Below are 24,017 nucleotides of genomic sequence, written 5' to 3'. Positions count from 1 at the left end.
ATAACAGTGCACAATAGGTGCATGATCGATCCGCGGCTCACCACCCTCCGCGTGTTCGCCCGGTGCGGTACGGTGGGCGCGACCGCGGAGCTCACCGGGTACTCTCCCTCCGCCGTCTCGGCGCAGCTGCGGGAACTCCAGCGCGTATTGGGAATGCAGCTGCTGACGAAGGACGGCCGTGGTATGCGACTGACCGCTACGGGACGCTTTCTCGTGGCCGGCTCGGACACCCTCATGGCGGAATGGGAGAGCCTGCGCGCCGCGGCCATGGCGGCCGGCGACCAGGTGCAGTCCAGTTTTGGCCTCGGAGGATTCTCCACGGCGGCCGCCCGGCTACTCGCGCCGCTGGCGGCCACCCTGCGCTCCACACGCCCCCTGCTGAAGGTGCAGGTGCTCGAGGCCAACCCGGCTCGCTGTTTCGACCTGTTGGTTGCCGAGCGGATTGACCTCGCGGTTGTCGTCGCCATGCAGTCCGACACCCATGTAGAAGACGATCCGCGCTTCGAGCAGACCGTACTGCTCGACGATCCGCTGGACGTGATCATCCCCGCCGACCATCCGTTGGCATCGCGGAAAACGGTGACGCTCGAAGAATTGGCGTCGGAACCCTGGATCACCGAGGGCGCGGGGTCCACCTACCATTCCCTCTTCACCGCGGCGTTCACGGCGGTCGGGGTGACACCGCGGATCGCCCATGAGGCCGTCGAATGGGAGACCCAGATCGCCTTCGTCGGTGCAGGGCTGGGCGTGGGCCTGCTGCCACGACTTGCCCCCCTGAATGGTGCCGAGAACGTGGTCCGACTGCACATCTCCGGCCGGGGGAAGCCCTCGCGCCGCATCGTCTCCGCGGTGCGCAGGGGCAGCGTCGCGTCGCCCCTGATTCAGGAGTCGCTCGGCATCCTGCAGGCCAGCGCCCATCGGATCCTCACTGCCCGACCCGAAGACGATCCCTGAGACCGCGTGGTAGCCCTCCTCCGCGCCGGACCTTGACGTGCCTCGGCGGCACGGGCCGGAACAGGCCGCATGCCGCCGAGGTCGGTTGCTACTCGAGGTGCGCAGTCAATGACCGGCCGGGCTGGAACCCCGGTGCTCGACGGTCGGGATGATCCCCGTAGCGGGTCCTCCGGGGCACTCCGAATCGGAGCACTTCTCGGCGCACTCGTGCTTCGTCACGAGGTCGAACTGCGCGCCGCCGTGTTGTTCCACGCCCGAACGGATAGCCCGCTCCACCACCGAGGTGGCCAGGCGCCGCCGTAGGGCGAGGGGGTCCCGGCGCAGGTCCTTGGTAAGGGCGAAGCAGAGCAGCAGCATGACGATGACGAACGGTAGCGCTGCAACGATGGTGATCCGTTGCAGGCCTGCCAGGGCTTCGGATGGTTCATCGCCGCCTGCCAGCAGCATGACCGCCGCCACGGCGCCGGTGAGGCAGCCCCAGAAGATGACGACTGCGCGGCGGGGGTGCTCGGCGCCATTGGAACTGAGTGATCCCATCACGATGGACGCAGCGTCGGCGCCCGTGATGAAGAAGATGGCGACCAGGACCATCGCCAGCACGATCACGGCGCTGGTGGCCCAGTCGGACATGCTCAGGTTCTTGATCAGGTCGAACAGCGCCCCGTCGAAGTTGACGGTCGGTGTCCCGTCGACCACGGTGACCAAGCCGGGCGTGTTGGCTTCGTCGGCTTCCTGCTGGACGCTGAAGGCAGCGCCTCCGAAGATGGCAAACCAGATGACACTGACGAGGCTGGGCACCAGGAGCACACCGGTGACGAATTGGCGGATGGTGCGGCCGCGGCTGATGCGGGCGATGAAGAGGCCTACGAAAGGCGTCCAGGACACCCACCAGGCCCAGTAGAAAATAGTCCAGCTGGTCATCCAGCTACGCAGTGACTCATCACCGACCGCTTCGGTCCGGGACGACATCTCGGCGAGGTCCCGCACGTAGTCACCTACCGCGGAGGGGATCAGGTTGAGGATGAAAAGGGTGGGTCCGGCGACGAAGACGATCAGTGCAAGGACGACGGCCAGGACCATATTGATGTTGGAGAGCCACTGGATGCCGCGGCTGATACCGGAGACGGCCGAAGCGACGAAGCACAGGGTCAGGACGGCGACGATCGCCACGAGCACGGGGGTACCGATTTCACCGAACCAACCGTTGGAGGTCATGCCGCTACCGATCTGCAGGGCGCCGAGGCCCAGCGATGCGGCGGTCCCGAACAGGGTGGCGAAGATGGCCAGGATGTTGATGAACTTCCCGACCGGCCCTTCGACCGTTCGAACACCGAAAAGAGACGTGAAGGCGACGGAGATCAGTTGCCGGCGGCCCAGCCGGTAGGTCCCGTAAGCCATGGCGATACCCACGACGGCGTACATGGCCCAGGGGTGCAGGGTCCAGTGGAAGATCGAGGTGGCCATGGCCGTCTGGATTGCTGCGGGCGTCCTTCCATCCACTGTTCCGGGCGGGGGAGAGATGTAGTGGTAGAGCGGTTCGGCCACGCCGTAGAACATCAGCCCGATGCCCATGCCCGCGGCGAACATCATCGCGACCCAGGAGATAGTGCGGAACTCCGGCTTCTCGCCGTCCTTGCCCAGCGGGATGTTGCCGAATTTGCCCACGGCCAGCCACAGGACGAAGACCACGAAGAGCGATGCCATGAGCATGAAGAACCATCCGGTGTACTCCATGACCCAGTTGAGGGCTCCGGTGGACGTCTCGGACAGGCTGTCGCGGCCGGCGAAGCCCCAGATGACGAAGGCGATGGCGATGGCGCCCGTGATCCCGAACGTGACCTTGTCGAGAACGAGCTTGTGGTTCCGGCGATCCGCGACTGCTTGCTCGGTCCTGGCGTGACGCAGCTCTTCGAGGATCTGTTCGGACTCGGCGTCGGACACCGCACCGGAAACGGGGGATGCGACTCCTTCCTCCGGGTCGAGGACAGCAGGTTGCCTGTCTCCTCCGGCGCCTTCGTCCGCCGGCGACTCCTCGGGTACGGGGGGTTTCAGGTCACTATCAAAAGCCATGAGCGGGTCCTTTGCTCGGTAAGGCATGAGTCTGCGATCGGCCGCGGCCCTCGGACGTTGGACCGAGCGGAAAGGTGCGGCCTCGAATGATCCGACGGTCACGATGCTGCCGTCGACGAGGTGAACTTCGTGGGTTCACCCCCTCCACCTTCGGGGGATCATGTTTCACGAACACACGTCTTTCGTGTTCAGTGGATTAACCCTGATATGTCCTGCCTGGGAGCGTTGATATATCAGTGATACTTTAGTTCACGGCGGGGTGCACGTCCATAGGTCGGGCGCGCGAATAGGATAGATCGGGAACTGGGGCGTCGAGGCCCGGGGCTCATCGGGAGGAGACCTGGAGATGGCAGACGCTGGCGGAGCACCGGTGCAGGCGGAGGAGCCGTCAGCGCCGCGAAGGCAGGACGACGAATCGTTCGCCGACTTCGCCTACCGGATTCTGTGCGACGAACTGATCGTCCTCGACATCAAGCCGGGCGAGCCCCTCAACGACGACGACATCTCCCGCCGACTCGGCGTCGGCAGGACGCCGATCCGCGAAGCCATGAAACGGCTCGAGAGCGACCACCTGGTGGTGGCCTACCCCCGGCGCGGAACGTTCGCCGCCGGCGTGGACATCACGGATCTGGCCGAGATCTCCGAGATCCGACAGCTCCTGGAGCCGGCGGCAGCTGCGCGGGCTGCGCGACATGCCTCGCCGCAGCTCCGGAGCGAGCTTCGGGACTTTGCGCGGGACGTCGGGCAGCTGTTGCCGGGGATGCAGTCCCAGCAGGATCTCATGCGGCTGGACATGCGGGTCCATCGGATGATCTACCGGGCCACCGGAAGCAGGCATCTCGAGGACGTGCTGATTCGATACGACAACCTCGCAACGCGGATCTGGAGCCTGGTGCTCGAGAAGCTCCCGCCGGTGTCCGAGCACATCGCCCAGCACATCGAGCTGCTCGAACATATCGCGGCGGGGGACTCCGAAGCTGCTGCGCGGTTGACCAGCCGGCACGTCACCGATTTCGAGAACCACATCAGGGCTGTGCTGTAGTCCGGACAGGTACCCGCCCAGGACGGGCGGATGCGGTAGAAGTCGCACCGAGAACGGTATGAACAGTAGCGGCAATCGCTACTGCTCCCTGCCCGACGAAGCCTGCGAACGGCGCCGGCCGGCCCAGCGGGGTCGCTCAGCCGCGGAGCCTGGTCATCGTGGGGTCGTAGAGCGGATCCGCGGTGACGGTGGCCTGGATGCGCCGTCCGAAGTACGCGATCTCCACCGAGTCCCCGAGGCTGACTTCGGCAGGAAGATACGCGTAGGCGATCGGTTTGGCGACCGTGTAGCCGTAGGCGGCACTGGTGACGTAGCCGACTGCCTGGTCCTTGTAGAAGACCGGTTCCTTGCCCAGCACGAGGCTCCGTCCGTCGTCGACCGTCAGGCAGCGCAAGCGGCGGGCGGAGTTCTCCTCGGTGCGGCCTTCCAGGGCAGCCTTTCCGACGAAGTCCTCCTTGGTCATCTTCACGGCGAATCCGAGGCCGGCTTCCAGGGGGTCGTGCTCGGTGGTCATGTCGGTGCCCCAGGAGCGGTAGCCCTTCTCCAGGCGCAGCGAGCTGAAGGCGGCCCGACCCGCGGCGATGACGCCGTAGGGCTGCCCGGCTTTCCACAGGGCATCCCAGAGGCGCTGGCCGTTGTCCGCGCTCGTGTACAGTTCCCAGCCCAGCTCGCCGACGTAGGACAAACGCATCGCGGTCACGCTGACGCCGCCGATGACGACCTGCTTGGCCCGGAAGTAGCGAAGACCGTCGTTGGAGAAGTCGTCGCTGCTGACAGTGCTGATCAGGTCCCGGGCGAGGGGGCCCCACAAGCCGATACAGCAGGTGCCGCCTGTCGTGTCGCGCACCCGTACCCAGTCGCCGGCGGTTCCGCTCTCGGTCTGGTGGCGTGCGGCCCGCTCGAAGTAGGCGGTGTCGATGTTTCCGTTGGCTCCGAGCTGGAAGGTGTCCTCGCTCAGCCGGGCCACGGTGATGTCGCTCCGGATGCCGCCGGCGCTGTCCAGCAGGAGGGTGTAGGTGACTGCCCCGGGCTTCTTCGACAGGTCCCCGGTGGTGAGCCCCTGCAGCAGCTTCAGTGCTCCCGGGCCGGAGACCTCGAGGCGCTTGAGTGGGGTCATGTCGTACATGGCCACCGCGGTGCGGGTCTTCCAGGCTTCAGCGGCTGCGATGGGCGAGCTGAACATCGCGGACCAGGCGTCGCGGGCCGGGGGCTGCCACTCGGCCGGCATCTCCTTGAGCAGGTCCGCGTTCGCTTCGAACCAGTAGGGGCGCTCCCATCCGCCGGACTCCAGGAAGAACCCGCCCAGGGCCTTGTGGCGGGCGTGGAAAGGGCTGACGCGGAGGTTGCGGGGGGACAGCTTGGGCTGCAGCGGGTGCAGGACGTCGTAGATCTCCACGAAGTTCTGCTGGGACGTCTCGCTGACGTACTCGGGGGTCAGCTGGACCTCTTCGAAACGGTGGATGTCGCATTCACCGAGGTCGATCTGGGACTTGCCTGTGGTCAGGAGCTCAGCGACGGCCCGGGCGATACCGGCCGAGTGGGTCACCCAGACGGCTTCGGCCACGAAGAAGTTGTCGAGCTCCTTGGACTCACCCACCAGGGCCCCGCCATCGGGGGTGAAGGAGAAGATGCCGTTGAAGCCGTCCTCGATCTCGCATTCCCGCAGTGCCGGAAGCAGTTGCTTGGTGTCCTCCCAGGCCGGGAGGAAGTCCTCCAGGGTGAAATCGAGACGGGAGGGCATGTTGTGATCGCTGATGCTGTCCGGGTCGTAGGAGCCCAGGTCATCGAGGTCCACGGGCATGGGACGGTGCGCGTAGGAACCGATGCCGTAGCGGTCGCCGTGTTCGCGGTAGTAGAGGTCCCGGTCCTGGTGACGCAGGATCGGCAGCGACGCTCCGTCGGGAAGTTCGTTGTGGCCCTTGCGGGCCGGCACCGGAGTGGTTTTCACGTACTGGTGGGCCAGGGGGAGGAGGGGGACGACCATGCCGATCATCTCGCCGATCCTGGCGCCCCAGAAGCCTGCGCAGGAGACCACGATGTCGGCGGGGATGACACCGTCCGCAGTCACGACACCGGTCACGCGACGGTCGGACTGCTCGATGCCCGTGACCGTGGTGTTGCCCAGGTACTGGACGCCTGCGGCTTCCGTGCGCTTGATCAGCAGCTGGACGGCACGGGCGGCACGCGCCAGGCCGTCGGTCGGGACGTGGAGCCCGCCCAGGATGTCCTCCTCGTTCAGGAGCGGGTAGAGCTCCTTGCACTCGGCGCTGGAGAGGATCTTTCCACTGATTCCCCAGGAAGCGGCATATCCGAGCTTCCGCTTCAGATCCGCCAGGCGTGCCTCTGTGGTGGCGACTTCGAGGCCTCCGACCTGGTCGAAGCAACTGACGCCGTCCTCGGTCAGGGACAGGAACTTCTCGACGGTGTACCTGGCGAACGAGGCCATGGTCTTCGAGGGGTTCGTCTGGAAGACGAGGCCCGGGGCGTGGGACGTGGAACCCCCGGGCATGTTCAGGGGCCCCTGGTCCAGGACCGTGATGTTGTTCCATCCCCGGGTGACCAGTTCGTCCGCGAGGTTCGTGCCGACGATCCCAGCTCCGATGATGACGATGTTTGGCGTCGATGCCATGTGGCTTCTCCTGCTGATATCCATGGGTTGTCTGTGCTGGTCCGGGGGTTCGTGCTTACCGGAACACGACGGTGCTGGTCCGGTCCAGCAGCACGCGGTGCTCACAGTGCCACCGCACCGCGCGTGAGAGAGCCAGTGCTTCGGCGTCCTGACCGACCGTCGAAAGGGCGGTCGGTCCATAGCTGTGGTCCACCCTGATCACTTCCTGTTCGATGATGGGCCCTTCGTCCAGTTCCGCCGTCACGTAGTGGGCCGTTGCGCCGACCAGTTTGACGCCGCGATCGTAGGCCTGGTGGTAGGGGCGTGCACCCTTGAATCCCGGAAGGAACGAATGGTGGATGTTGATCGCACGGCCCTCGAGGGCGCGGCAGAGGTCGTCGGACAGGACCTGCATGTACCGGGCCAGCACCACGAGGTCGATGTCATGCTCGTCCACCAGTTCCAGCAGGCGGCGTTCGGCATCCGACTTCGTCTCGGGAATGACCGGGAGGTGGATGAAGGGGAGGCCGGCGGCCTCGACCATGGCCCGGTGGGTCTCATGGTTGGAGACCACGAGGGCGATCTCACCCCCCAGACTGCCGCCGCGCCAGCGGAAGAGCAGGTCGTTCAGGCAGTGGCCGAACTTGGACACCATGACGAGGATGCGTTGCTTCGTCTGGTCATGGAAGCTGAACTTCATGTCGAAGAGGTCGGCGATGGGGCGGAACTCCTCCTGGAGCCGCTCCGGGTCGAAGGCCGAGGAGCCCGAGAAGGCGGAGCGCAGATGCAGTGTCTGGCGGAGGCCGTCATCGAACTGCTGGTGCTCGTCGATGTTGAAACCACGTTCGAAGAGAAAGGTGGTGACCGCCTGGACGATGCCCGCACGTTCGACGCACGACAGCGTCAGCACGAACCTCTGCGTCTGGTCTTCCGTGCGGGCCTCGGACTGGGGAAGCGTGCTGGTCGATGAATCTGTCGCCACTAGGGTCATGTCTCCTCCTTCATCGATATATTCAAACCTTGTACACTGATATATTACAACTGGGAAAGAGCGTATACTGGTGGTGCGGCGAGGGTCAAGAGCCCTCTCGGCTCGAAGGGGAAAGGGATTCGCGTCATGGCTTTGGAAGTTCTGGCAGTCGCCGATGAGGCAAAGAGGTCGTTGGCCGATGTGGCCTACGAGCGCATCCGGGACCGGCTGCTGATGCTCGACATCAAGCCCGGCGACCTCATCAACGACGACGCCCTCGCCAAGGACCTCGGTGTCGGCCGGACCCCGGTGCGTGAAGCCCTGAAGCGGCTGGAGCTGGACCGCCTCGTCGTCTCCTATCCACGGAGGGGTACTTTCGCCACCCGGGTGGAGGTCACCGACCTCGCGTTCATCTCCGAGATCCGCACCCAGCTCGAGCCGCTTGCCGCCTCGCGGGCAGCGCGGGTGGCGACGGAGTCGATGAAGGAGCAGTTGCGCGCCGTGATCCGCGCGGTCGAGTCCTTCGACACGAGTGCCGCTTCGGTCGTCGAGACCCTGCGGCTGGATGCCCGCGTGCACCAGGGCATCTACGCGGCGGCCGGCAACCCCCACCTCGAAGACGTCCTGATTCGCTACGACAATCTGGCGACGCGGATCTGGTGCATGGTCCTGGACCGCCTTCCCGACCTCTCCCGTCATGTGCACGAGCACGTGGACCTGCTGCGCGCGGTCATCGACGGAGACGAGGCCCGGGCCGCGGAGCTCGCGCGGAACCACGTCAGTGGTTTCGAGCATGCGGTGCGCGAAGCGCTCTTTGCCGCCTGAGGCGTATCACCCGAACCGCCCCACGCTGTTGACACCCTTGGGGGTCGGTAGAATACTTATGGCCAACTACTAATATATCAAACGGATATTAGTTGCAACCAGAGGAGACACGATGGTCGACGTTCTGACCCGCTCGCTCGCAGAGACCGATCCCCAGGTCCATGCCGCCGTGCAGCAGGAACTGCTACGCCAGCAGGGCACTCTCGAGATGATCGCCTCCGAGAACTTCGCCCCGACCGCGGTCATGGAGGCGCAGGGATCCGTCCTGACCAACAAGTACGCCGAAGGCTACCCGGGCAAGCGGTACTACGGCGGCTGCGAGCACGTCGACGTCATCGAGCAACTGGCCATCGACCGCCTCACGTCATTGTTCGGTGCCGACTTCGCGAATGTGCAGCCCCATTCGGGTGCCCAGGCCAATGCAGCGGCGATGTTCGCCCTCATCCAGCCCGGCGACACCATCCTGGGACTGAACCTCGCGCACGGTGGCCACCTGACACATGGGATGCGCATCAACTTCTCCGGCAAGCTCTACAGGGTCGTCCCGTACGGGGTGCGTGAGGAAGACCACCTGGTCGACATGGCCGAGGTCGAGCGCCTGGCGGTCGAGAACAATCCACAGCTGATCGTCGCCGGCTGGTCCGCCTACTCCCGGCAGCTGGACTTCGCCGAGTTCCGCCGCATCGCGGACCGGGTAGGCGCCTACCTGATGGTGGACATGGCGCACTTCGCAGGCCTGGTGGCTGCAGGGCTCCATCCCAGCCCCGTTCCTCACGCCCACATCGTCACGAGCACCACCCACAAGACCCTCGGTGGCCCGCGCGGTGGTGTGATCCTGACCAATGATGCCGCCATCGCCAAGAAGGTCAATTCCGCAGTGTTCCCCGGACAGCAGGGCGGTCCGCTGGAGCACGTCATCGCCGCGAAGGCCGTCGCGTTCAAGCTCGCTGCCGAGCCGGAATTCCGCGACCGCCAGGAACGCACCCTGGAAGGGGCCCGCATCATCGCGGAACGCATGCTGTCCGCCGACGTCGCGGAGTCAGGGGTGACCGTGGTCAGCGGTGGCACCGATGTGCACCTGGTCCTGGTGGATCTGCGCACGTCGGAACTGGACGGCCAGCAGGGCGAAGACCGCCTGCACCGGATCGGCATCACGGTCAACCGCAACGCCGTGCCTTTCGACCCGCGTCCGCCCATGGTCTCGTCCGGTCTCCGTATCGGCACACCGGCGCTGGCCACGCGTGGCTTCGGCAGGACGGAGTTCACCGAGGTCGCGGACATCATCGCCGCGGCACTCACGCGCGAGTTCAGCGACGAGACCGTGGCGGAACTCCGGCAGCGGGTCGAGATCCTGGCCCACAAGTTCCCCCTCTACCCCAACCTCTCCTCCGACGCGACCGAGGTGGCATGATGGCCGATCTTCTTCCGGAGCACCCGGACTTCCTCTGGCACAACCCCGACCCCAAGAAGAGCTACGACGCCGTGATCGTCGGCGGCGGCGGGCACGGCCTCGCCACCGCCTACTTCCTGGCCAAGAACCACGGCATGACCAACATCGCGGTCCTGGAGAAGGGGTGGCTGGCCGGCGGCAACATGGCCCGGAACACCACCATCATCCGCTCCAACTACCTCTGGGACGAGAGCGCCGCCATCTACGAGCACGCCCTCAAGCTCTGGGAGATGCTGCCCGAAGAGCTCGAATACGACTTCCTGTTCAGCCAGCGCGGTGTGATGAACCTGGCCCACACCCTGGGGGACGTGCGCGAGAGCATGCGCCGGGTCGGAGCGAACAAGCTCAACGGCGTGGACGCCGAGTGGCTCGACCCCCAGCAGGTCAAGGAACTGTGCCCCATCCTGAACATCAGCGACAACATCCGCTACCCGGTGATGGGCGCCACGTACCAGCCGCGCGCCGGCATTGCGAAGCATGACCACGTGGCCTGGGCCTTTGCGCGCAAATGCGACGAACTCGGCGTGGACATCATCCAGAACTGCGAGGTCACGGGTTTCCTGAAGGACGGGAACCGCGTCGTGGGCGTCGAGACCAACCGGGGGACCATCGCCACCGAGAAGGTAGGGCTGTGCGCTGCCGGCCACAGCTCGGTCCTGGCGGAGATGGCCGGCTTCCGGCTGCCCATCCAGTCCCACCCCCTGCAGGCACTGGTCTCCGAACTGCACGAACCGGTCCACCCCACCGTGGTCATGTCGAACCACGTGCACGTCTACGTCTCCCAGGCCCACAAGGGCGAACTGGTCATGGGCGCCGGCGTCGACTCCTACAACGGATACGGCCAGCGCGGGTCCTTCCACGTGATCGAACACCAGATGGCTGCCGCCGTCGAGCTGTTCCCCATCTTCGCGCGGGCGCACGTCCTGCGGACCTGGGGTGGGATCGTCGACACCACGCTCGACGCCTCACCCATCATCGGCACCACGCCAGTGGACAACATGTTCGTCAACTGCGGCTGGGGTACCGGCGGATTCAAGGGGACGCCCGCGGCCGGGCTCACCTTCGCCCACACCATCGCCACGGGGACGCCGCACGACCTGAACAAGCCGTTCGCGCTGGAGCGTTTCGAGACCGGCGCCCTGATCGACGAACACGGCGCGGCCGCCGTGGCCCACTAGAAGAGGTTCCGGACATGCTCCTCATCTCATGCCCCAACTGCGGCTCCCGCGACGAGACCGAATTCCACTACGGTGGCCAGGCCCACGTGCCCTACCCGGAGGATCCGGCAGCGCTGGATGACCGCCAGTGGGCCGAGTTCCTGTTCTACCGGGACAACACCAAGGGGGCCTTCGCCGAACGCTGGCTCCACAGCACCGGCTGCCGCCAGTGGTTCAACATGCTCCGCGAGACGGTGACCTACGAGATCCAGACCGTCTACCCGATGGGCGCGGCACGCCCGGACAGGGCCGCCGCGGCACCTGAGTCCGGCACCGCCAGCACCGCCCCGGACAGCACCACCACCGGGACATCGGCTCCCGACATCTCCGGCACGAGCACGGCCCCCGCAACCTCAGCCGACACCACCGCCCCGGAAGGAGCATCCTGGTGACTTCCCAGAACGCCCGCCTCGCCACCGGCGGACGCATCGACCGCACCATCTCCTGGCGTTTCACCGTGGACGGCGAGGAGTTCACCGGCCACCCCGGCGATACGCTCGCCTCCGCCCTGCTCGCCAATGGTCGGATCGCCGTCGGCAACTCTCTGTACGAGGACCGCCCCCGAGGAATCATGTCCGCCGGAGTCGAGGAATCGAACGCCCTGGTGAAGGTGTACCCACGGTTCCTCGGCCACGTGGCCGAGTCCATGCTCCCGGCCACGACCGTCACCCTGGTGGACGGCCTGGCGGCGGAGCTGCTCAACGGGCTGGGCAGGCTGGACCCGGAGGACGACCGTGCCGAGTACGACAAGAAGTACGTCCACACCGACGTCCTGGTCATCGGCGGCGGTCCCGCCGGCCTGGCCGCCGCCCGCGAGGCCGTTCGCACCGGCGCCCGGGTGATGCTGATGGACGACCAGCCCGAGTTGGGCGGGTCGCTCCTGTCAGGGTCCACGGCTCCCGGGCTGGCTGAGACCATCGAAGGGAAGCCGGCCCTGGACTGGGTGGCGGACGTCGAAGCGGAGCTGGTTTCCGGTGCCGAGTCCACCGTTCTCAACCGGACCACCGCGTTCGGCGCCTACGACGCCAACTACGTGATCGCCGTCCAGAACCGCACCGACCACCTGTCCAGCCCCGCAGCGCCCGGCGTCTCCCGGCAGCGGATCTGGCACGTGCGTGCGGCACAGGTGGTGCTCGCCCCCGGCGCCCACGAACGGCCGCTGGTCTTCGAGAACAACGACCGCCCCGGGATCATGCTGGCCTCCGCCGTCCGCAGCTATCTCAACCGCTACGCCGTCGCCGCCGGACAGCGCGTGGTCATCAGCACCACCAACGACAGCGCCTACGCACTCGCCGCGGACCTGCGCGCCGCCGGCGTGGAGGTGGCGGCCGTCATCGACGCCCGCCCCAGCCTCACCGGGGTGGCAGCCGCAGCCGTGGACGCCGGCACCCGGGTGCTGACCGGCAGTGCGGTGGCGGACACCGCTGCGGACCGCACGGGCCGACTGAACGCCGTCACCGTCCGCGGCATCAACGACGACGGCGAACTCACCGCGGACGTCGAAGAGATCGCCTGCGACCTGCTGGCGGTCTCCGGCGGCTGGAGCCCGCTGGTGCACCTCCACTCCCAGCGGCAGGGCAAGCTGCGCTGGGACGACGAGCTGGCCGCTTTCGTGCCGAGCACCGTGGTCCCGAACCAGCAGACCATCGGCTCCGGGCGCGGCAGCTTCGAACTCGCGGACGTCCTGGCCGAAGGCATCTCCGCGGGCGTATCCGCGGCCACCGCCGCCGGCTTCGAATCCGCCACGCAGCCGTCCGCCCTCGGCGAGCCGACGTCCTCCGCCCCGACCCGCCAGCTGTGGCTGGTCCCGGGCCAGGCCGGCACGCCGGACGAGTGGCATTCCCACTTCGTGGACTTCCAGCGCGACCAGTCCGTGGCCGATGTCCTGCGCTCCACCGGCGCCGGCATGCGCTCCGTGGAACACATCAAGCGCTACACCTCGATCAGTACCGCCAACGACCAGGGCAAGACCTCCGGCGTCAACGCGATCGGCGTCATCGCCGCCGCGCTCCGCACAGCGGGGGAAGCGTCCCGCGGCATCGGCGACATCGGCACGACCACGTACCGCGCACCGTTCACCCCCGTCGCCTTCGCGGCACTCGCCGGGCGCCAGCGCGGCGAACTGTTCGATCCCGCCCGCAAGACGTCCATCCACCCGTGGCACGAGGCGCACGGTGCCCTGTTCGAGGACGTGGGACAGTGGAAGCGCCCCTGGTACTACCCGCGCGCCGGTGAGGACATGGACGCGGCCGTGCTGCGCGAGTGCGCGGCCGTCCGCGACTCCGTCGGCTACATGGACGCCACCACCCTCGGGAAGATCGAGATCCGCGGCAAGGACGCCGGTGAATTCCTCAACCGGATCTACACCAACGCCTTCAAGAAGCTCGCCCCGGGTTCCGCCCGCTACGGCGTCATGTGCATGGCGGACGGAATGATCTTCGACGACGGCGTGACCCTCCGTCTCGATGACGACCGCTACTTCATGACCACCACCACCGGCGGCGCTGCCAAGGTGCTGGACTGGCTGGAGGAATGGCTCCAGACCGAATGGCCCGAGCTCGACGTGCACTGCACCTCGGTGACCGAACAGTGGAGCACCATTGCCGTCGTCGGGCCCAGATCCCGGGCCGTCATCGCCAAGCTGGCACCGGACCTGGCAGCGGACGGGGGGCTGGAGGCGGAAGCCTTCCCGTTCATGACCTTCCGCGAAACCACCCTCGCCTCCGGCGTGCAGGCCCGGATCTGCCGGATCTCGTTCTCCGGCGAACTGGCCTACGAGATCAACGTGCCGTCCTGGTACGGGTTGAACACCTGGGAAGCAGTGGCAGCCGCAGGCGCCGAATTCGGCATCACCCCCTACGGCACCGAGACCATGCACGTGCTCCGCGCCGAGAAGGGCTACCCGATCGTCGGCCAGGACACCGACGGCACCGTCACCCCGCAGGACGCGGGCATGGAATGGGTGGTGTCCAAGGCCAAGGACTTCATCGGCAAGCGGTCCTATGCCCGGGCCGATGCCGGGCGCGAGGACCGCAAGCACCTGGTCAGCGTGCTGCCCGTGGACCGTTCCTTCCGGCTCCCCGAAGGGACCCAGCTGGTGGAGCAGGGCATCAGCACCGACCCTGCCTCCGGTCCCGTCCCGATGCAGGGCTTCGTCACCTCCAGTTACTCCAGCGCCGCCCTGGAGCGGACCTTCGCCCTGGCGCTGATCAAGAACGGCCGCAACCGCATCGGTGAGACCCTGGTGGCCGCCGCAGGCGACCAGCTGGTCGACGTGGTCATCGCCGAGACCGTACTTTTCGACCCCGAAGGGACCCGCAAGGATGGCTGACACAGCAGCACTCAACGGCATCAATGGACTTCGGGACCTCCGGCGCAGCCCCGCCTCCCATCTGTCCGCGGCGCTGGAGGCCGGCTCCATCGAGGGGACGGTGGTCCTCTGTGAGGGCCCGTTCCAGACCATGGTGGGCCTCCGCGTGGACCCCCGCTCCGAGGAGGGCGCGCGGGTCGCCGCGGTGGCCGGCAGCCTGCCGGCCCGCTGCGGTGAGGTGGGCGGCACCGACGGTGTCCGGGTCCTCTGGCTGGGGCCCTCCGAGTTCCTGGTGGTCGCATCCGAGGACGCCCACGACTCGCTCGGTGGCACCCTCATCGGTTCCCTCACCGTCGCCCTGGGCGGGGCTCCGGGCCAGGTGGTGGACCTGTCCGCGAACCGCACCACGTTCGAACTCTCCGGCGCCCGGGCCCGTGCCGTCCTGGAGAAGGGCTGCTCCCTGGACCTGCACCCGCGCAGCTTTCCTGCGGGAACAGCCCTGAGCACCGAGGTGGGTGGCATCCCGGTGGTCCTCGAGAAGACCGGGGAGGAGAGTTTCCGGATCCTCCCCCGCGCCTCCTTCGCGGACTTCCTGGGCCGGTGGCTCCTCGACGCGATGCGCGAGTACGCCTCGCCGGAGGTTCCCTGACGGCGCTTGATCCCTACACCGGGAAGCCGTCAGGCAGCAGGAAGGCCCCGGACCGGCTGGTCGGGGCCTTCCTGCTACTCGGACGGATGCCTCAGGCCTGGTGGAAGGTCTTCCCCAGGACGCGCTCGGACGCTCCCACACGGTCGAGGTACGGGGTGATGCCGCCGAGGTGCATCGGCCACCCCGCGCCCATGATCATGCACAGGTCGATGTCCTCGGGGGCGGCGACGACGCCCTCGTCGAGCATGCGTCCGATCTCGTCCGTCAGCGCGTCCTGGGTCCGGCGCAGGACCTCCTCGGCGGTCGACGGTGAACTCCCGCGCTCCATGAGGTCCAGGGTTGCGGAAGGGACCGTCTCGGAGCCGTCCTCCTGCTTCTCCCAGAGACCCTTCACGCCGGCGTCGATCAGCTTCTGCTGGTTCGCCGAGACGTGGAACCGGTCGCCGAACGCGGCGTGCAGCGATTCCTGCACGTGCTGGCCGACGGGCAGGCCCACCAGTGCGAGCAGCCGGAAGGGTGTCATGGGCAGGCCCATGGGGCGCAGCGCGCCGTCGGCGGTCCCCGCGTCCGTGCCCTCGTCGAACACGGCCGTGATCTCGCCGAACATCCGGCCGAGGATCCGGTTCACCACGAAGGCGGGGGCGTCCTGCACGAGGACGGCGTTCTTCTTCAGGCCCTTCGCGAGGACGAACGCCGTGGCGAGCACGGCGTCGTCCGTCTTCGGGGCGCGGACCACCTCGAGCAGCGGCATGGCGGCCACGGGGTTGAAGAAGTGGAAGCCGACCACGCGCTCGGGGTGCACCAGGTCCGCGGCCATCTCGGCCACGGAGAGCGACGACGTGTTGGTCGCGAGGATGCACTCGGGGGAGACGACGGCCTCCACCTCGGCGAAGACCTGCTTCTTGACGGACAGCTCCTCGAACACGGCCTCGATCACGAAATCGGCGTCGGCGAACACGTCCTTGGAGACGGAACCGGTGACGAGGGCCTTCGTCCGGTTCGCGGCGTCCTGCGAGAGCCGCTTCCGGCCGAGCATCTTCTCGATCTCGGCGTGCACGTACGCGACGCCCTTGTCCACGCGGGCCTGGTCGATGTCCGTCATGACCACGGGCACCTTGAGCTGGCGGGCGAAGAGCAGGGCGAGCTGGCTCGCCATGAGTCCGGCCCCGACGACGCCGACCTTGGAGACCGGACGGGCCAGCTTCCGGTCGGGCGCCCCGGCCGGGCGCTTGCCGCGCTTCTGCACGAGGTCGAGGAACGCGTAGACCGTGGCGTGGAACTCGCGGGTCTGCATGAGTTCGGCCAGCGCCGTGCACTCGGCGGCCGCCGATTCCTTCCGCGACCAGGTCCGCCCGGCCTCGAGCAGGTCGAGGACCCGAGCGGGCGCGGGCGCGGCGTTGCTCGTCTTCGCCTCGACGAAGGCCCGGCCGGCCGCGACGGCGCCGGTCCAGGCGGCGTCGTCGTACCGTGCGAGCTCGGCGCGGCGCTGCCCGACGGCGTCGGCCTCGCCGCCGGTGAGTACGCGGGCGGCCCAGAGGAGGGACTGCTCGATGAAGTCCGCCGGCTCGAAGAGGGCATCGGCGATGCCCAGTCCGTACGCGGAGGTGCCGTCCAGGCTGCGGTTGTTGCTGAGCGGGTTCTCGACCATCACCTTGACGGCGTTCGCCGGCCCGATGAGGCGCGGCAGGCGGTAGACGCCGCCCCAGCCCGGCACGAGGCCGATGAACGCCTCGGGCAGGCCGATCCCGTTGGCGCCGGTGGACACCGTGCGGTAGTTCGCGGCGAGGGCGATCTCGAGCCCGCCGCCGAGCGCGACGCCGTTGATGAAGGCGAAGCTGGGGACGCCCAGGTCGGCGAGCAGGTCGTACGCCTCATGGCCGAGCTCGGCCATGAGGCGGCCGAGGTGCTCGGACCTCACGCTCTTGACGGTGCTGAGGTCGGCGCCCGCGACGAGGAAGTAGGGCTTGCCGGTGACGGCGACAGCGGAGATCTCGCCCCGGGCGGCGCGTTCCTTCAGCCCTTCGAGGGTGCGGCCGAACTCGATGAGGGTGTTGGGCCCGAGCGTGGTGGGCCTGGTGTGGTCGAGGTCGTTGTCGAGCGTGATGAGCGCGAGGACGCCGGCGTCCTGGGGGAGGGTGATGTCCTGGACGTAGGAGTGGGTGACGATCTCGGCGGGAACCAGCGCCGCCAGTTCGTCGTAGCGTTCGAAGCTCATGCTGCATCCTGTCCGTAGTGCTCGTGGTGGGGGTTCTCCCAGATGACGGTGGCCCCCATGCCGAGGCCGATGCACATGGTCGTCATGCCGTAGCGCACGGAGGGGTCCTCCTCGAACTGGCGGGCGAGCTGGTTCATGAGCCGCACGCCCGAGGACGCCAGGGGGTGCCCGACGGCGATGGCCCCGCCGTAGCGGTTCACGCGCGGGTCCTCGTCGTCGATGCCGAAGTGGTCGAGGAAGCTCAGCACCTGGACGGCGAAGGCCTCGTTGATCTCGAAGAGCCCGATGTCGCTGATGTCCAGCCCGGCCTGGCGCAGGGCCTTCTCGGTGGCGGGCACCGGACCGATGCCCATGACCTCGGGTTCCACGCCCGCGAAGGCGTAGGCGACCAGGCGCATGCGGACGGGCAGGCCCAGTTCCGCGGCGGCGTCGGCCGAGGCCAGCAGGGCGGCGGTGGCGCCGTCGTTCAGGCCGGCGGCGTTGCCGGCCGTGACCCGGCCGTGCGCGCGGAACGGAGTGCGCAGGGCGGCGAGGTCCTGCACGGTGGTGCCGGGCCGCGGCGGCTCGTCGACGGTGTTGAGCGTCCAGCCGGAACCGGGCTTCCGGCCGGCGACGGGTACGAGGTCGGGCTGGATCTGTCCGGCCTCGTAGGCGGCCGCGAGCTTCTGCTGGCTGCGGACGGCGTAGGCGTCCGTGCGGTCCTTGGTGATGGCCGGGAAGCGGTCGTGCAGGTTCTCGGCCGTGTTGCCCATGTTCAGGGCGGCGGCGTCCACGATCCGCTCGGACTGGAAGCGGGGATTGGGGTCCGCGTCGGCGCCCATCGGGTGGTTGCCCATGTGCTCAACGCCGCCGGCGATGACGACGTCGTACGCCCCGAAGGCGATGCCCGATGCCGTGGTGGTCACGGCGGTCATGGCGCCGGCGCACATGCGGTCGATCGCGAAGCCGGGGACCGTGCGGGGGAGCCCGGCGAGGAGGGCCGCGGTGCGGCCGATCGTCAGGCCCTGGTCGCCGGTCTGGGTGGTGGCGGCGATGGCGACGTCGTCCACGCGCTCGGGCGGCAGCGACGGGTTCCGGCGCAGCAGGTCGCGGATGCACTTCACCACGAGGTCGTCGGCGCGCATGCCGGCGTAGATGCCCTTGTCGCCCGCCCTGCCGAAGGGGGTGCGTACTCCGTCGACGAAGACGACGTCGCGGACGGCACGCGCTGAGCGTGACGTCCTGCCTGCGGACGTGGTCCCGGTGTGTAGGCTCACCTGTTGCTCCTCTTCGAGTTGTTGATCCGCGCTCATGTTACTGGCCGGTAACATGAGCGTGCAAGCGGATCGGCAGGCCCCTCCGTCTCAGTCCCCGGACGGCTCCTGGCCTGCCGGGCGGTTCTTGGCCGGCAGGGGGTCCGGGTCGAGGAAGGCCACGGTGATGATCGCGGCGACCTGCTCGATCTGCCAGGGGCGCGCGCCGAGCTCGGCCAGCGCCGCCGAGACCGACTCGAGGGAGAGCTCCGCCGGGGGACGCCAGGCGATGCGGCGCAGGTAGTCCGGGGTGAGCAGGTTCTCGACGGGCATGCCGAGCTTCTCGGCGTGGTGGGCCACCCGGGGGCGGGCGGTCTGCAGGCGGGCCGCCGCCTCGGGGTCCTTCTCCGCCCACACGCGCGGCGGCGGCGGCGCATTGGTGGAGATGTGCAGGGGTGGGAGCTCCGTGAGCTTCCTGGCCTCGCTGATGCACCTGAGCCAGCGGGGCGCCTCCTTCTGGGCGGCGCGGCCGTGGAAGCCCTTGGTGGCCAGCAGCTGCGGGACCGTGGACGGCATCGCCTTCGCCGCCGCCACGATCGCCGAATCGGGGATGAGCCGTCCGGGCGCCACGTCGCGGCGCTGGGCGAGGTCCTCGCGTTCGAGCCACATCTGCCGGACGGCGGCGAGCTGCCGGCGGTCGCGCAGCTGGTGCAGCCCGGAGGTGCGGCGCCATGGGTCAACGCGCGGTTCGGCGGGGGGAGTGCTGCGGATGTGCTCGAACTCCTCCTCCGCTATTCCCAGCTTCCCGTCCTGCTGCAGCAGGTCCGCCAGCTTGCCGCGCAGTTCCGGCAGGACCTCCACGTCCAGTGCCGCATAGCGCAGCCACGGTTCGGGTAGCGGCCGCTTGGACCAGTCGGCGGCGGAGTGCTCCTTCGCGAGGCTGAACCCGAGCTGGGACTCGATGACGGCAGCGAGGCCCACGCGGGGGAGGCCGGCGAGGCGTGCGGCGAGTTCGGTGTCGAAGAGCCGGTCCGGCCACATGCCGAGCTCGGACAGGCAGGGCAGGTCCTGGCTCGCGGCATGCAGGATCCATTCGACGCCGTCGAGGGCGTCGTCGATGATCCGGAGGTCGTCGAACGGCTCGGGGTCGATCAGCCAGGTGCCCGCGCCTTCGCGGCGGATCTGGACGAGGAACGCGCGCTGTCCGTACCGGAACCCGGAGGCCCGCTCGGCGTCGACGCCCGCGGGACCCGTCCCGGCGGCGAGCGCCGCGGCGGCGCGCTCGAGGCCGGCCTGCGTGTCGATGACGAGCGGGACGCCGTCGCGCGGCTCGGTCAGGAGGGGGAGTTCCTGGGCTTCGGGATCGACGGCGCGATCGGGCACATCGGTGCTGTCCGTCTGTTCGGACGTATGGGAAGTCATGGTGTTTTCAGTCTATCCCCGCGCGTCCCCGGGACCCTCAAACGGGCAGTGTCCTGCCTCGGTTGTCCGGTGCTCAGGATCTGCGGTGGGGGAGGTGCGCGACGCCGGCCGGGAGGGGCGGCAGTCCGGCGAAGGTGCACACCATGTCGGACCATGCCTCGAGGTGCCGGCGGACGTCCGAGGTCTCGGGGGTCCAGGACGCGCGGAGTTCGATGTCGATGGTGTCGGGGCGGTCCTCGAGGGTGCCGTAGCTCTCGGACAGGATGCGGGTGGCGGTGCCGCCCGTGCTGTGATGACGTGCACCGTGGGTCTCGAGGGCTTCCACGAGCCACGTCCAGGCGACCGATCCGAGGAGGGCGTCGTTACCCATGTCGGCTTCGAGCTGGGCGCGGATGTAGGTCACGATGCGGAACCGGCCGTTCCAGACCTCGGAGCCGTCGGGGTCGTAGAGGAGGATGAAGCGGCCCGTGGCGAGTTCCTCGGGGTCGGACCGTGCGAGGAGGCCGCGTGCGGGGCCGTGGAGTGGCAGCGGCGACGCCTCGAAGATCTCCGCGCCGAGGGCCACCGCGAAGGGTGCGAGCCGTGAGGGCGCCGGGATCTCCTCGAGCCGGATCTCGCTGCGGCGGGCCGCCTTCCGGAGGCCCGCCAGGGCGTCCAGGAATTCTGCAGGAAGCTGCGATACGCCATCGGTAGCACTCACCCCCGCAGGCTATGCCCTGCGGGGGTGGGTTCTGCGGCGACGCGCCGGTGAGCGGGCGCCGACGCGCCGGTGGACGAGCCGGTGGGCGGGCCGGTGGGGCCGGTCGTCAGGCGGCTGCTGCCTCCCGGCGGATCGCCTCGATGAAGGCGTCGACGTCCTCCTCGGTGGTGTCGAACGAGCACATCCACCGGACCTCGCCGGTCGCCTGGTCCCAGTCGTAGAAGCGGAAGCTCTCGCGCACACGGTCCGCCGCACCGGGGGGAAGGATCGCGAAGACGGCGTTGGCGGTGGTCTCCTGCGTGAGGATCACGCCCTGGATGCCGCGGACGCCCTCGGTGAGGCGCGCGGCCATCGCGTTGGCGTGTGACGCCGAGCGGAGCCAGAGATCGCCCTCGAGCAGGGCGATGAGCTGTGCTGAGACGAAGCGCATCTTGGACGCGAGCTGCATGTTGAGTTTCCGCAGGTAGTCCAGCCCGGTGGACGCCTCCTGGTTCAGGACCACCACGCACTCGCCGAACATGAGGCCGTTCTTGGTTCCCCCGAACGAGAGGATGTCGACGCCGGCGTCGCGCGTGAAGGCGCGCAGCGGCTGGCCGAGGGCGGCGGCGGCGTTCGCGAGGCGGGCGCCGTCCATGTGGACCCTCATGCCGCGGGCGTGGCAGTGGTCGGCGATCGCCTTGATCTCGGCGACGGAGTAGAGCGTGCCGAGCTCCGTCGTCTGGGTGATGGAGACGGCCAGCGGCTGGGCGCGGTGCTGGTCGCCCCAGCCCCAGGCCTCCCGGTCGATGAGCTCGGGGGTCAGCTTGCCGTCGGGTGTGGGGACGGTGAGCAGCTTGATGCCGCCCACGCGCTCGGGCGCCGCGTTCTCGTCCACGTTGATGTGCGCGGTCTGCGGGCAGATCACCGCGCCCCAGCGCGGCAGGATGGACTGCAGCGAGAGCACGTTCGCGCCCGTGCCGTTGAACACCGGGTAGATGGAGATGCCCTCGCCGAAGTGGTGCTCCATGACCTCCTGCAGCCGGGCCGTGTACTGGTCCTCGCCGTAGGCGACCTGGTGCCCCTCGTTGGCGGCGGCCAGGGCCGTGAGGATCTCGGGGTGCACGCCCGAGTAGTTGTCGGACGCGAAGCTGCGCGAGGTGCGGTCGTGCAGGGGCGCGGGCGCGGCGGGAGCGATGGCTGAGGTCATGGTGTCGGTCACCCTCCCATTATCCCCGAGCGGGCGGCTCGGCCCGGACGGCGTCGAGGCGGGCCCCGTTGACCTCGGCCGCCGGTGAGGCGGGCAGCGACGCGAGGATCCGGGCGAGATCGTCGACGTGCGTGAAGCCCGGGAACGTCCGCTCGGGCTGCTGCTGCCGCATGGCGTCGTCCACCAGTGCCTTGACGACGACGGCGGTCGCGGCCGCGTCCGTCCCGTCCTTGGCGAAGCCCTGCGCCACCGCCTGGAGCCAGGCGTCGACGGACGCCTTGACCGCGGCGTAGGAGGCGTTCGCGGCGGTGGGTGCCGTCACGGCCGTGGCCGTGACGGCGGCGAGCCGCCCGGAGTGCTCGGCCAGCTGGTCGTAGAACGCCCGGCTGGTGTTGAACAGCGTGACGAAGACCGACCGGTGCAGGGCCTCGAGGTCCGCCGTCGTCTGCGTGGTGATGCCCCGTCCGCCCCGCCAGCCTCCCACGAGATGGAAGAGGGCATCGGCGCCGCCGTGGTCGGCCAGCACGCGCTCGGCGAGCCGGCCGACCGCGGTCTCGTCCGTCAGGTCGCACACCTGCCGGTCGACGCCGTCGAGCCCGGCGAGCGCCGCCTCGAGGCGCGCGGGGTCGGACCCCACCGCCACCACGGTCAGGCCGTCCGAGACCAGGCGCCGGACCAGGGCGATGCCGGACGCAGCCGTGGCGCCGGCAACGACGGCCGTGCGGGCGTCGGAGGTGCCCGGAACGGGGCTCACGCCGTGTGTGCGGTGATGCCCGCGGTCGACTCGATGACGGGCTTCATCTTCTTCTCCAGCGCCTCGAAGAACATGGAGAGGGGGAACTCGTCGTCGAGGACGGCGTCGGTGAGGGCGCGCGGCGGGCCCAGGAGCTCCAGGGCGTCCGGGCCCTTGGCCCACACGGACGCCGGGTGCGGGGTGACAGTGGCCGAGACGAGGTCGTAGGCGGCGAGCCAGTGCGCGATCTTCGGGCGGTCGATGGACCGCCAGTACAGCTGCTCGATCTGCTCGCCCAGCGCGACGACGACGTCGGCCGCCTCGTCCCAGTCGATGGTGAGCTTGGTGTCGGTCCAGTGCAGCACGCGGTGCTGGTGCATCCACGCGAAGAGCAGCTGGCCGCCGAGGCCGTCGTAGTTCCGCACGCGGCTGCCGGTGATGCTGAAGCGGAAGATGCGGTCGAAGATGACGGCGTACTGCACGAGCCGGGCATGCCGGCGCGCCTCGGCCGACGCGTCGTCGTCCTGCTCGATCCTGACGGACTCGCGGAACGCCGTGAGGTCGCAGCGCAGTTCCTCGAGCGAGTACAGGAAGAACGGCATGCGCTGCTTGATCATGAACGGATCGAACGGCAGGTCGCCGCGCATGTGCGTGCGGTCGTGGATGAGGTCCCACATCACGAACGTCTCCTCGGCGAGCTGCTGGTCGTCGAGGAGCTCCAGGGCGTCCTGGGGCAGGTCGAGGCGCGTGATCTCAGCGGCCGCGCGGACCACGCGGCGGAAGCGCGCGGCCTCGCGGTCCGCGAAGATGGCGCCCCACGTGAACGTGGGCGTGGAGCTGACCGCGACCGTCTCGGGGAAGAGCACGGCGGAGTTGGTGTCGTAGCCCTCGGTGAAGTCGAGGAAGCGGATGGGCACGAAGAGCGCGTTGGAGTACGCCCCGGCCTCGAGCTCACCGATGAACTCCGGCCAGAGGACCTCGATGAGCACGGCTTCGACCAGTCGGCTCGTGCTGCCGTTCTGCGTGTACATCGGGAAGACCACGAGGTGCTGGAGGCCGTCGGTCCGGTCGAGCTGCGGCTGGAAGGCCAGCAGCGGTTCGAGGAAATCGGGGACGGCGAAACCGCCCGCCTGCCACGCCTCCAGGGCCGTGACGGTGCGGCCCAGGTACTCGGCATCATGGGGGAACAGGGGCATGAGCTCCTGGACGGCGGCGGTGATGGCCTCCGTGTGCACCGCGGCGTCCGCGTGGTGCTCGGGCTCGGGAATCGAGCCGTCCTTGACCTGCAGGACGCGCAGCCGCTGCACCGCGGCCTTGAGCGCGTGCCACGCCGCGTGCTCCTGCGGCCGGCTGTCTACGGGGGCGAGGGGAGTGACGGTCATGACTCCTGCTTTCGTCGGGTTGATGCATCAGTGGCGTTGCCGCGACAGTAGC

18 protein-coding genes are annotated in these 24,017 nt (G+C 68.6%); 8 read left to right on the top strand and 10 right to left on the bottom strand.

Annotated elements, in window-relative coordinates:
- Positions 1-21 precede the first annotated feature (21 nt).
- Positions 22-954 (top strand): LysR family transcriptional regulator, encoded by a 933-nt coding sequence (locus V6S67_RS10145; protein WP_334210137.1) that lies wholly within the window; start codon positions 22-24, stop codon positions 952-954.
- A 105-nt stretch (positions 955-1,059) separates the two neighbouring features.
- On the opposite strand, the gene V6S67_RS10140 is transcribed toward V6S67_RS10145, so the two are convergent.
- A complete protein-coding gene (locus V6S67_RS10140) occupies positions 1,060-3,024 on the bottom strand; it encodes a BCCT family transporter (RefSeq protein WP_334210136.1) in 1,965 nt (654 codons plus the stop codon).
- A gap of 346 nt (positions 3,025-3,370) precedes the next feature.
- On the opposite strand from V6S67_RS10140, the gene V6S67_RS10135 reads away from it, so the two are divergent.
- Positions 3,371-4,066, top strand: a complete 696-nt coding sequence (locus V6S67_RS10135) for a GntR family transcriptional regulator (protein WP_334210135.1) — start codon at positions 3,371-3,373, stop codon at positions 4,064-4,066.
- Positions 4,067-4,202: 136 nt separating this feature from the next.
- Here V6S67_RS10135 and V6S67_RS10130 read toward each other — a convergent pair whose 3' ends face one another.
- Positions 4,203-6,695, bottom strand: coding sequence for a GcvT family protein (locus V6S67_RS10130; RefSeq protein ID WP_334210134.1), 2,493 nt, complete (start codon positions 6,693-6,695; stop codon positions 4,203-4,205).
- A 55-nt stretch (positions 6,696-6,750) separates the two neighbouring features.
- Entirely contained in the window at positions 6,751-7,665 is a 915-nt protein-coding gene (purU, locus tag V6S67_RS10125) for a formyltetrahydrofolate deformylase (protein WP_334210133.1), read from the bottom strand.
- Between the two features lie 126 nt (positions 7,666-7,791).
- Here purU and V6S67_RS10120 point away from each other — a divergent pair, with 126 nt between their 5' ends.
- The 6 genes from V6S67_RS10120 to V6S67_RS10095 all read left to right on the top strand — a co-directional run bounded on the left by V6S67_RS10120 (position 7,792) and on the right by V6S67_RS10095 (position 15,095).
- Positions 7,792-8,469 carry a GntR family transcriptional regulator gene (locus tag V6S67_RS10120; protein WP_334210132.1) on the top strand — a complete coding sequence of 226 codons (678 nt, stop codon included), beginning with the start codon at positions 7,792-7,794 and terminating at the stop codon, positions 8,467-8,469.
- A gap of 112 nt (positions 8,470-8,581) precedes the next feature.
- On the top strand, positions 8,582-9,880 hold the full coding sequence (gene glyA, locus V6S67_RS10115) for a serine hydroxymethyltransferase (protein ID WP_334210131.1): 1,299 nt from the start codon (positions 8,582-8,584) through the stop codon (positions 9,878-9,880).
- Entirely contained in the window at positions 9,877-11,097 is a 1,221-nt protein-coding gene (locus V6S67_RS10110) for a sarcosine oxidase subunit beta family protein (RefSeq protein WP_442884765.1), read from the top strand. The genes glyA and V6S67_RS10110 overlap by 4 nt, the downstream gene beginning before the upstream one ends.
- 14 nt (positions 11,098-11,111) lie before the next feature.
- The gene (locus V6S67_RS10105) at positions 11,112-11,528 is read left to right on the top strand and encodes a sarcosine oxidase subunit delta (protein ID WP_334210129.1); all 417 of its coding nucleotides are present in this window, start codon (positions 11,112-11,114) and stop codon (positions 11,526-11,528) included.
- Positions 11,525-14,467, top strand: a complete 2,943-nt coding sequence (locus tag V6S67_RS10100) for a sarcosine oxidase subunit alpha family protein (RefSeq protein ID WP_334210128.1) — start codon at positions 11,525-11,527, stop codon at positions 14,465-14,467. Before V6S67_RS10105 ends, V6S67_RS10100 begins: the two co-directional genes overlap by 4 nt.
- Positions 14,460-15,095: a sarcosine oxidase subunit gamma gene (locus V6S67_RS10095; RefSeq protein WP_334210127.1), complete on the top strand. Its 636-nt coding sequence runs from the start codon at positions 14,460-14,462 to the stop codon at positions 15,093-15,095. The genes V6S67_RS10100 and V6S67_RS10095 overlap by 8 nt, the downstream gene beginning before the upstream one ends.
- 91 nt (positions 15,096-15,186) lie before the next feature.
- Here the strand turns inward: V6S67_RS10095 and V6S67_RS10090 are convergent, their stop codons facing one another.
- The 7 genes from V6S67_RS10090 to V6S67_RS10060 form a co-directional block, all read right to left on the bottom strand.
- Positions 15,187-17,310 carry a 3-hydroxyacyl-CoA dehydrogenase NAD-binding domain-containing protein gene (locus V6S67_RS10090; protein ID WP_334210126.1) on the bottom strand — a complete coding sequence of 708 codons (2,124 nt, stop codon included), beginning with the start codon at positions 17,308-17,310 and terminating at the stop codon, positions 15,187-15,189.
- On the bottom strand, positions 17,307-18,566 hold the full coding sequence (locus V6S67_RS10085) for a thiolase family protein (protein ID WP_334210125.1): 1,260 nt from the start codon (positions 18,564-18,566) through the stop codon (positions 17,307-17,309). Before V6S67_RS10085 ends, V6S67_RS10090 begins: the two co-directional genes overlap by 4 nt.
- Before the next feature lie 87 nt (positions 18,567-18,653).
- On the bottom strand, positions 18,654-19,964 hold the full coding sequence (locus V6S67_RS10080; RefSeq protein WP_334210124.1) for an HRDC domain-containing protein: 1,311 nt from the start codon (positions 19,962-19,964) through the stop codon (positions 18,654-18,656).
- Positions 19,965-20,037: 73 nt separating this feature from the next.
- A complete protein-coding gene (locus V6S67_RS10075) occupies positions 20,038-20,664 on the bottom strand; it encodes a DUF3000 domain-containing protein (RefSeq protein WP_334210123.1) in 627 nt (208 codons plus the stop codon).
- Between the two features lie 106 nt (positions 20,665-20,770).
- Entirely contained in the window at positions 20,771-21,850 is a 1,080-nt protein-coding gene (locus tag V6S67_RS10070) for a threonine aldolase family protein (protein WP_334211569.1), read from the bottom strand.
- Positions 21,851-21,869: 19 nt separating this feature from the next.
- Positions 21,870-22,604 carry an SDR family oxidoreductase gene (locus V6S67_RS10065; protein WP_334210122.1) on the bottom strand — a complete coding sequence of 245 codons (735 nt, stop codon included), beginning with the start codon at positions 22,602-22,604 and terminating at the stop codon, positions 21,870-21,872.
- On the bottom strand, positions 22,601-23,965 hold the full coding sequence (locus tag V6S67_RS10060; protein ID WP_334210121.1) for a DUF6421 family protein: 1,365 nt from the start codon (positions 23,963-23,965) through the stop codon (positions 22,601-22,603). Before V6S67_RS10060 ends, V6S67_RS10065 begins: the two co-directional genes overlap by 4 nt.
- Between the last annotated feature and the right edge of the window lie 52 nt (positions 23,966-24,017).

It is taken from the genome of Arthrobacter sp. Soc17.1.1.1, assembly GCF_036867195.1.
Taxonomy (GTDB): domain Bacteria; phylum Actinomycetota; class Actinomycetes; order Actinomycetales; family Micrococcaceae; genus Arthrobacter_D.
This window is presented reverse-complemented; position numbering and strand designations above follow the sequence as displayed.

Coding starts and splice junctions, on each gene's coding strand:
- V6S67_RS10145 (WP_334210137.1), top strand. CDS start 22: ATGATCGATCCGCGGCTCACCACCCTCCGCGTGTTCGCCCGGTGCGGT.
- V6S67_RS10110 (WP_442884765.1), top strand. CDS start 9,877: ATGATGGCCGATCTTCTTCCGGAGCACCCGGACTTCCTCTGGCACAAC.
- V6S67_RS10120 (WP_334210132.1), top strand. CDS start 7,792: ATGGCTTTGGAAGTTCTGGCAGTCGCCGATGAGGCAAAGAGGTCGTTG.
- V6S67_RS10080 (WP_334210124.1), bottom strand. CDS start 19,964: ATGACTTCCCATACGTCCGAACAGACGGACAGCACCGATGTGCCCGAT.
- V6S67_RS10140 (WP_334210136.1), bottom strand. CDS start 3,024: ATGGCTTTTGATAGTGACCTGAAACCCCCCGTACCCGAGGAGTCGCCG.
- V6S67_RS10105 (WP_334210129.1), top strand. CDS start 11,112: ATGCTCCTCATCTCATGCCCCAACTGCGGCTCCCGCGACGAGACCGAA.
- V6S67_RS10090 (WP_334210126.1), bottom strand. CDS start 17,310: ATGAGCTTCGAACGCTACGACGAACTGGCGGCGCTGGTTCCCGCCGAG.
- V6S67_RS10130 (WP_334210134.1), bottom strand. CDS start 6,695: ATGGCATCGACGCCAAACATCGTCATCATCGGAGCTGGGATCGTCGGC.
- V6S67_RS10070 (WP_334211569.1), bottom strand. CDS start 21,850: ATGACCTCAGCCATCGCTCCCGCCGCGCCCGCGCCCCTGCACGACCGC.
- V6S67_RS10095 (WP_334210127.1), top strand. CDS start 14,460: ATGGCTGACACAGCAGCACTCAACGGCATCAATGGACTTCGGGACCTC.
- V6S67_RS10135 (WP_334210135.1), top strand. CDS start 3,371: ATGGCAGACGCTGGCGGAGCACCGGTGCAGGCGGAGGAGCCGTCAGCG.
- purU (WP_334210133.1), bottom strand. CDS start 7,665: ATGACCCTAGTGGCGACAGATTCATCGACCAGCACGCTTCCCCAGTCC.
- V6S67_RS10060 (WP_334210121.1), bottom strand. CDS start 23,965: ATGACCGTCACTCCCCTCGCCCCCGTAGACAGCCGGCCGCAGGAGCAC.
- glyA (WP_334210131.1), top strand. CDS start 8,582: ATGGTCGACGTTCTGACCCGCTCGCTCGCAGAGACCGATCCCCAGGTC.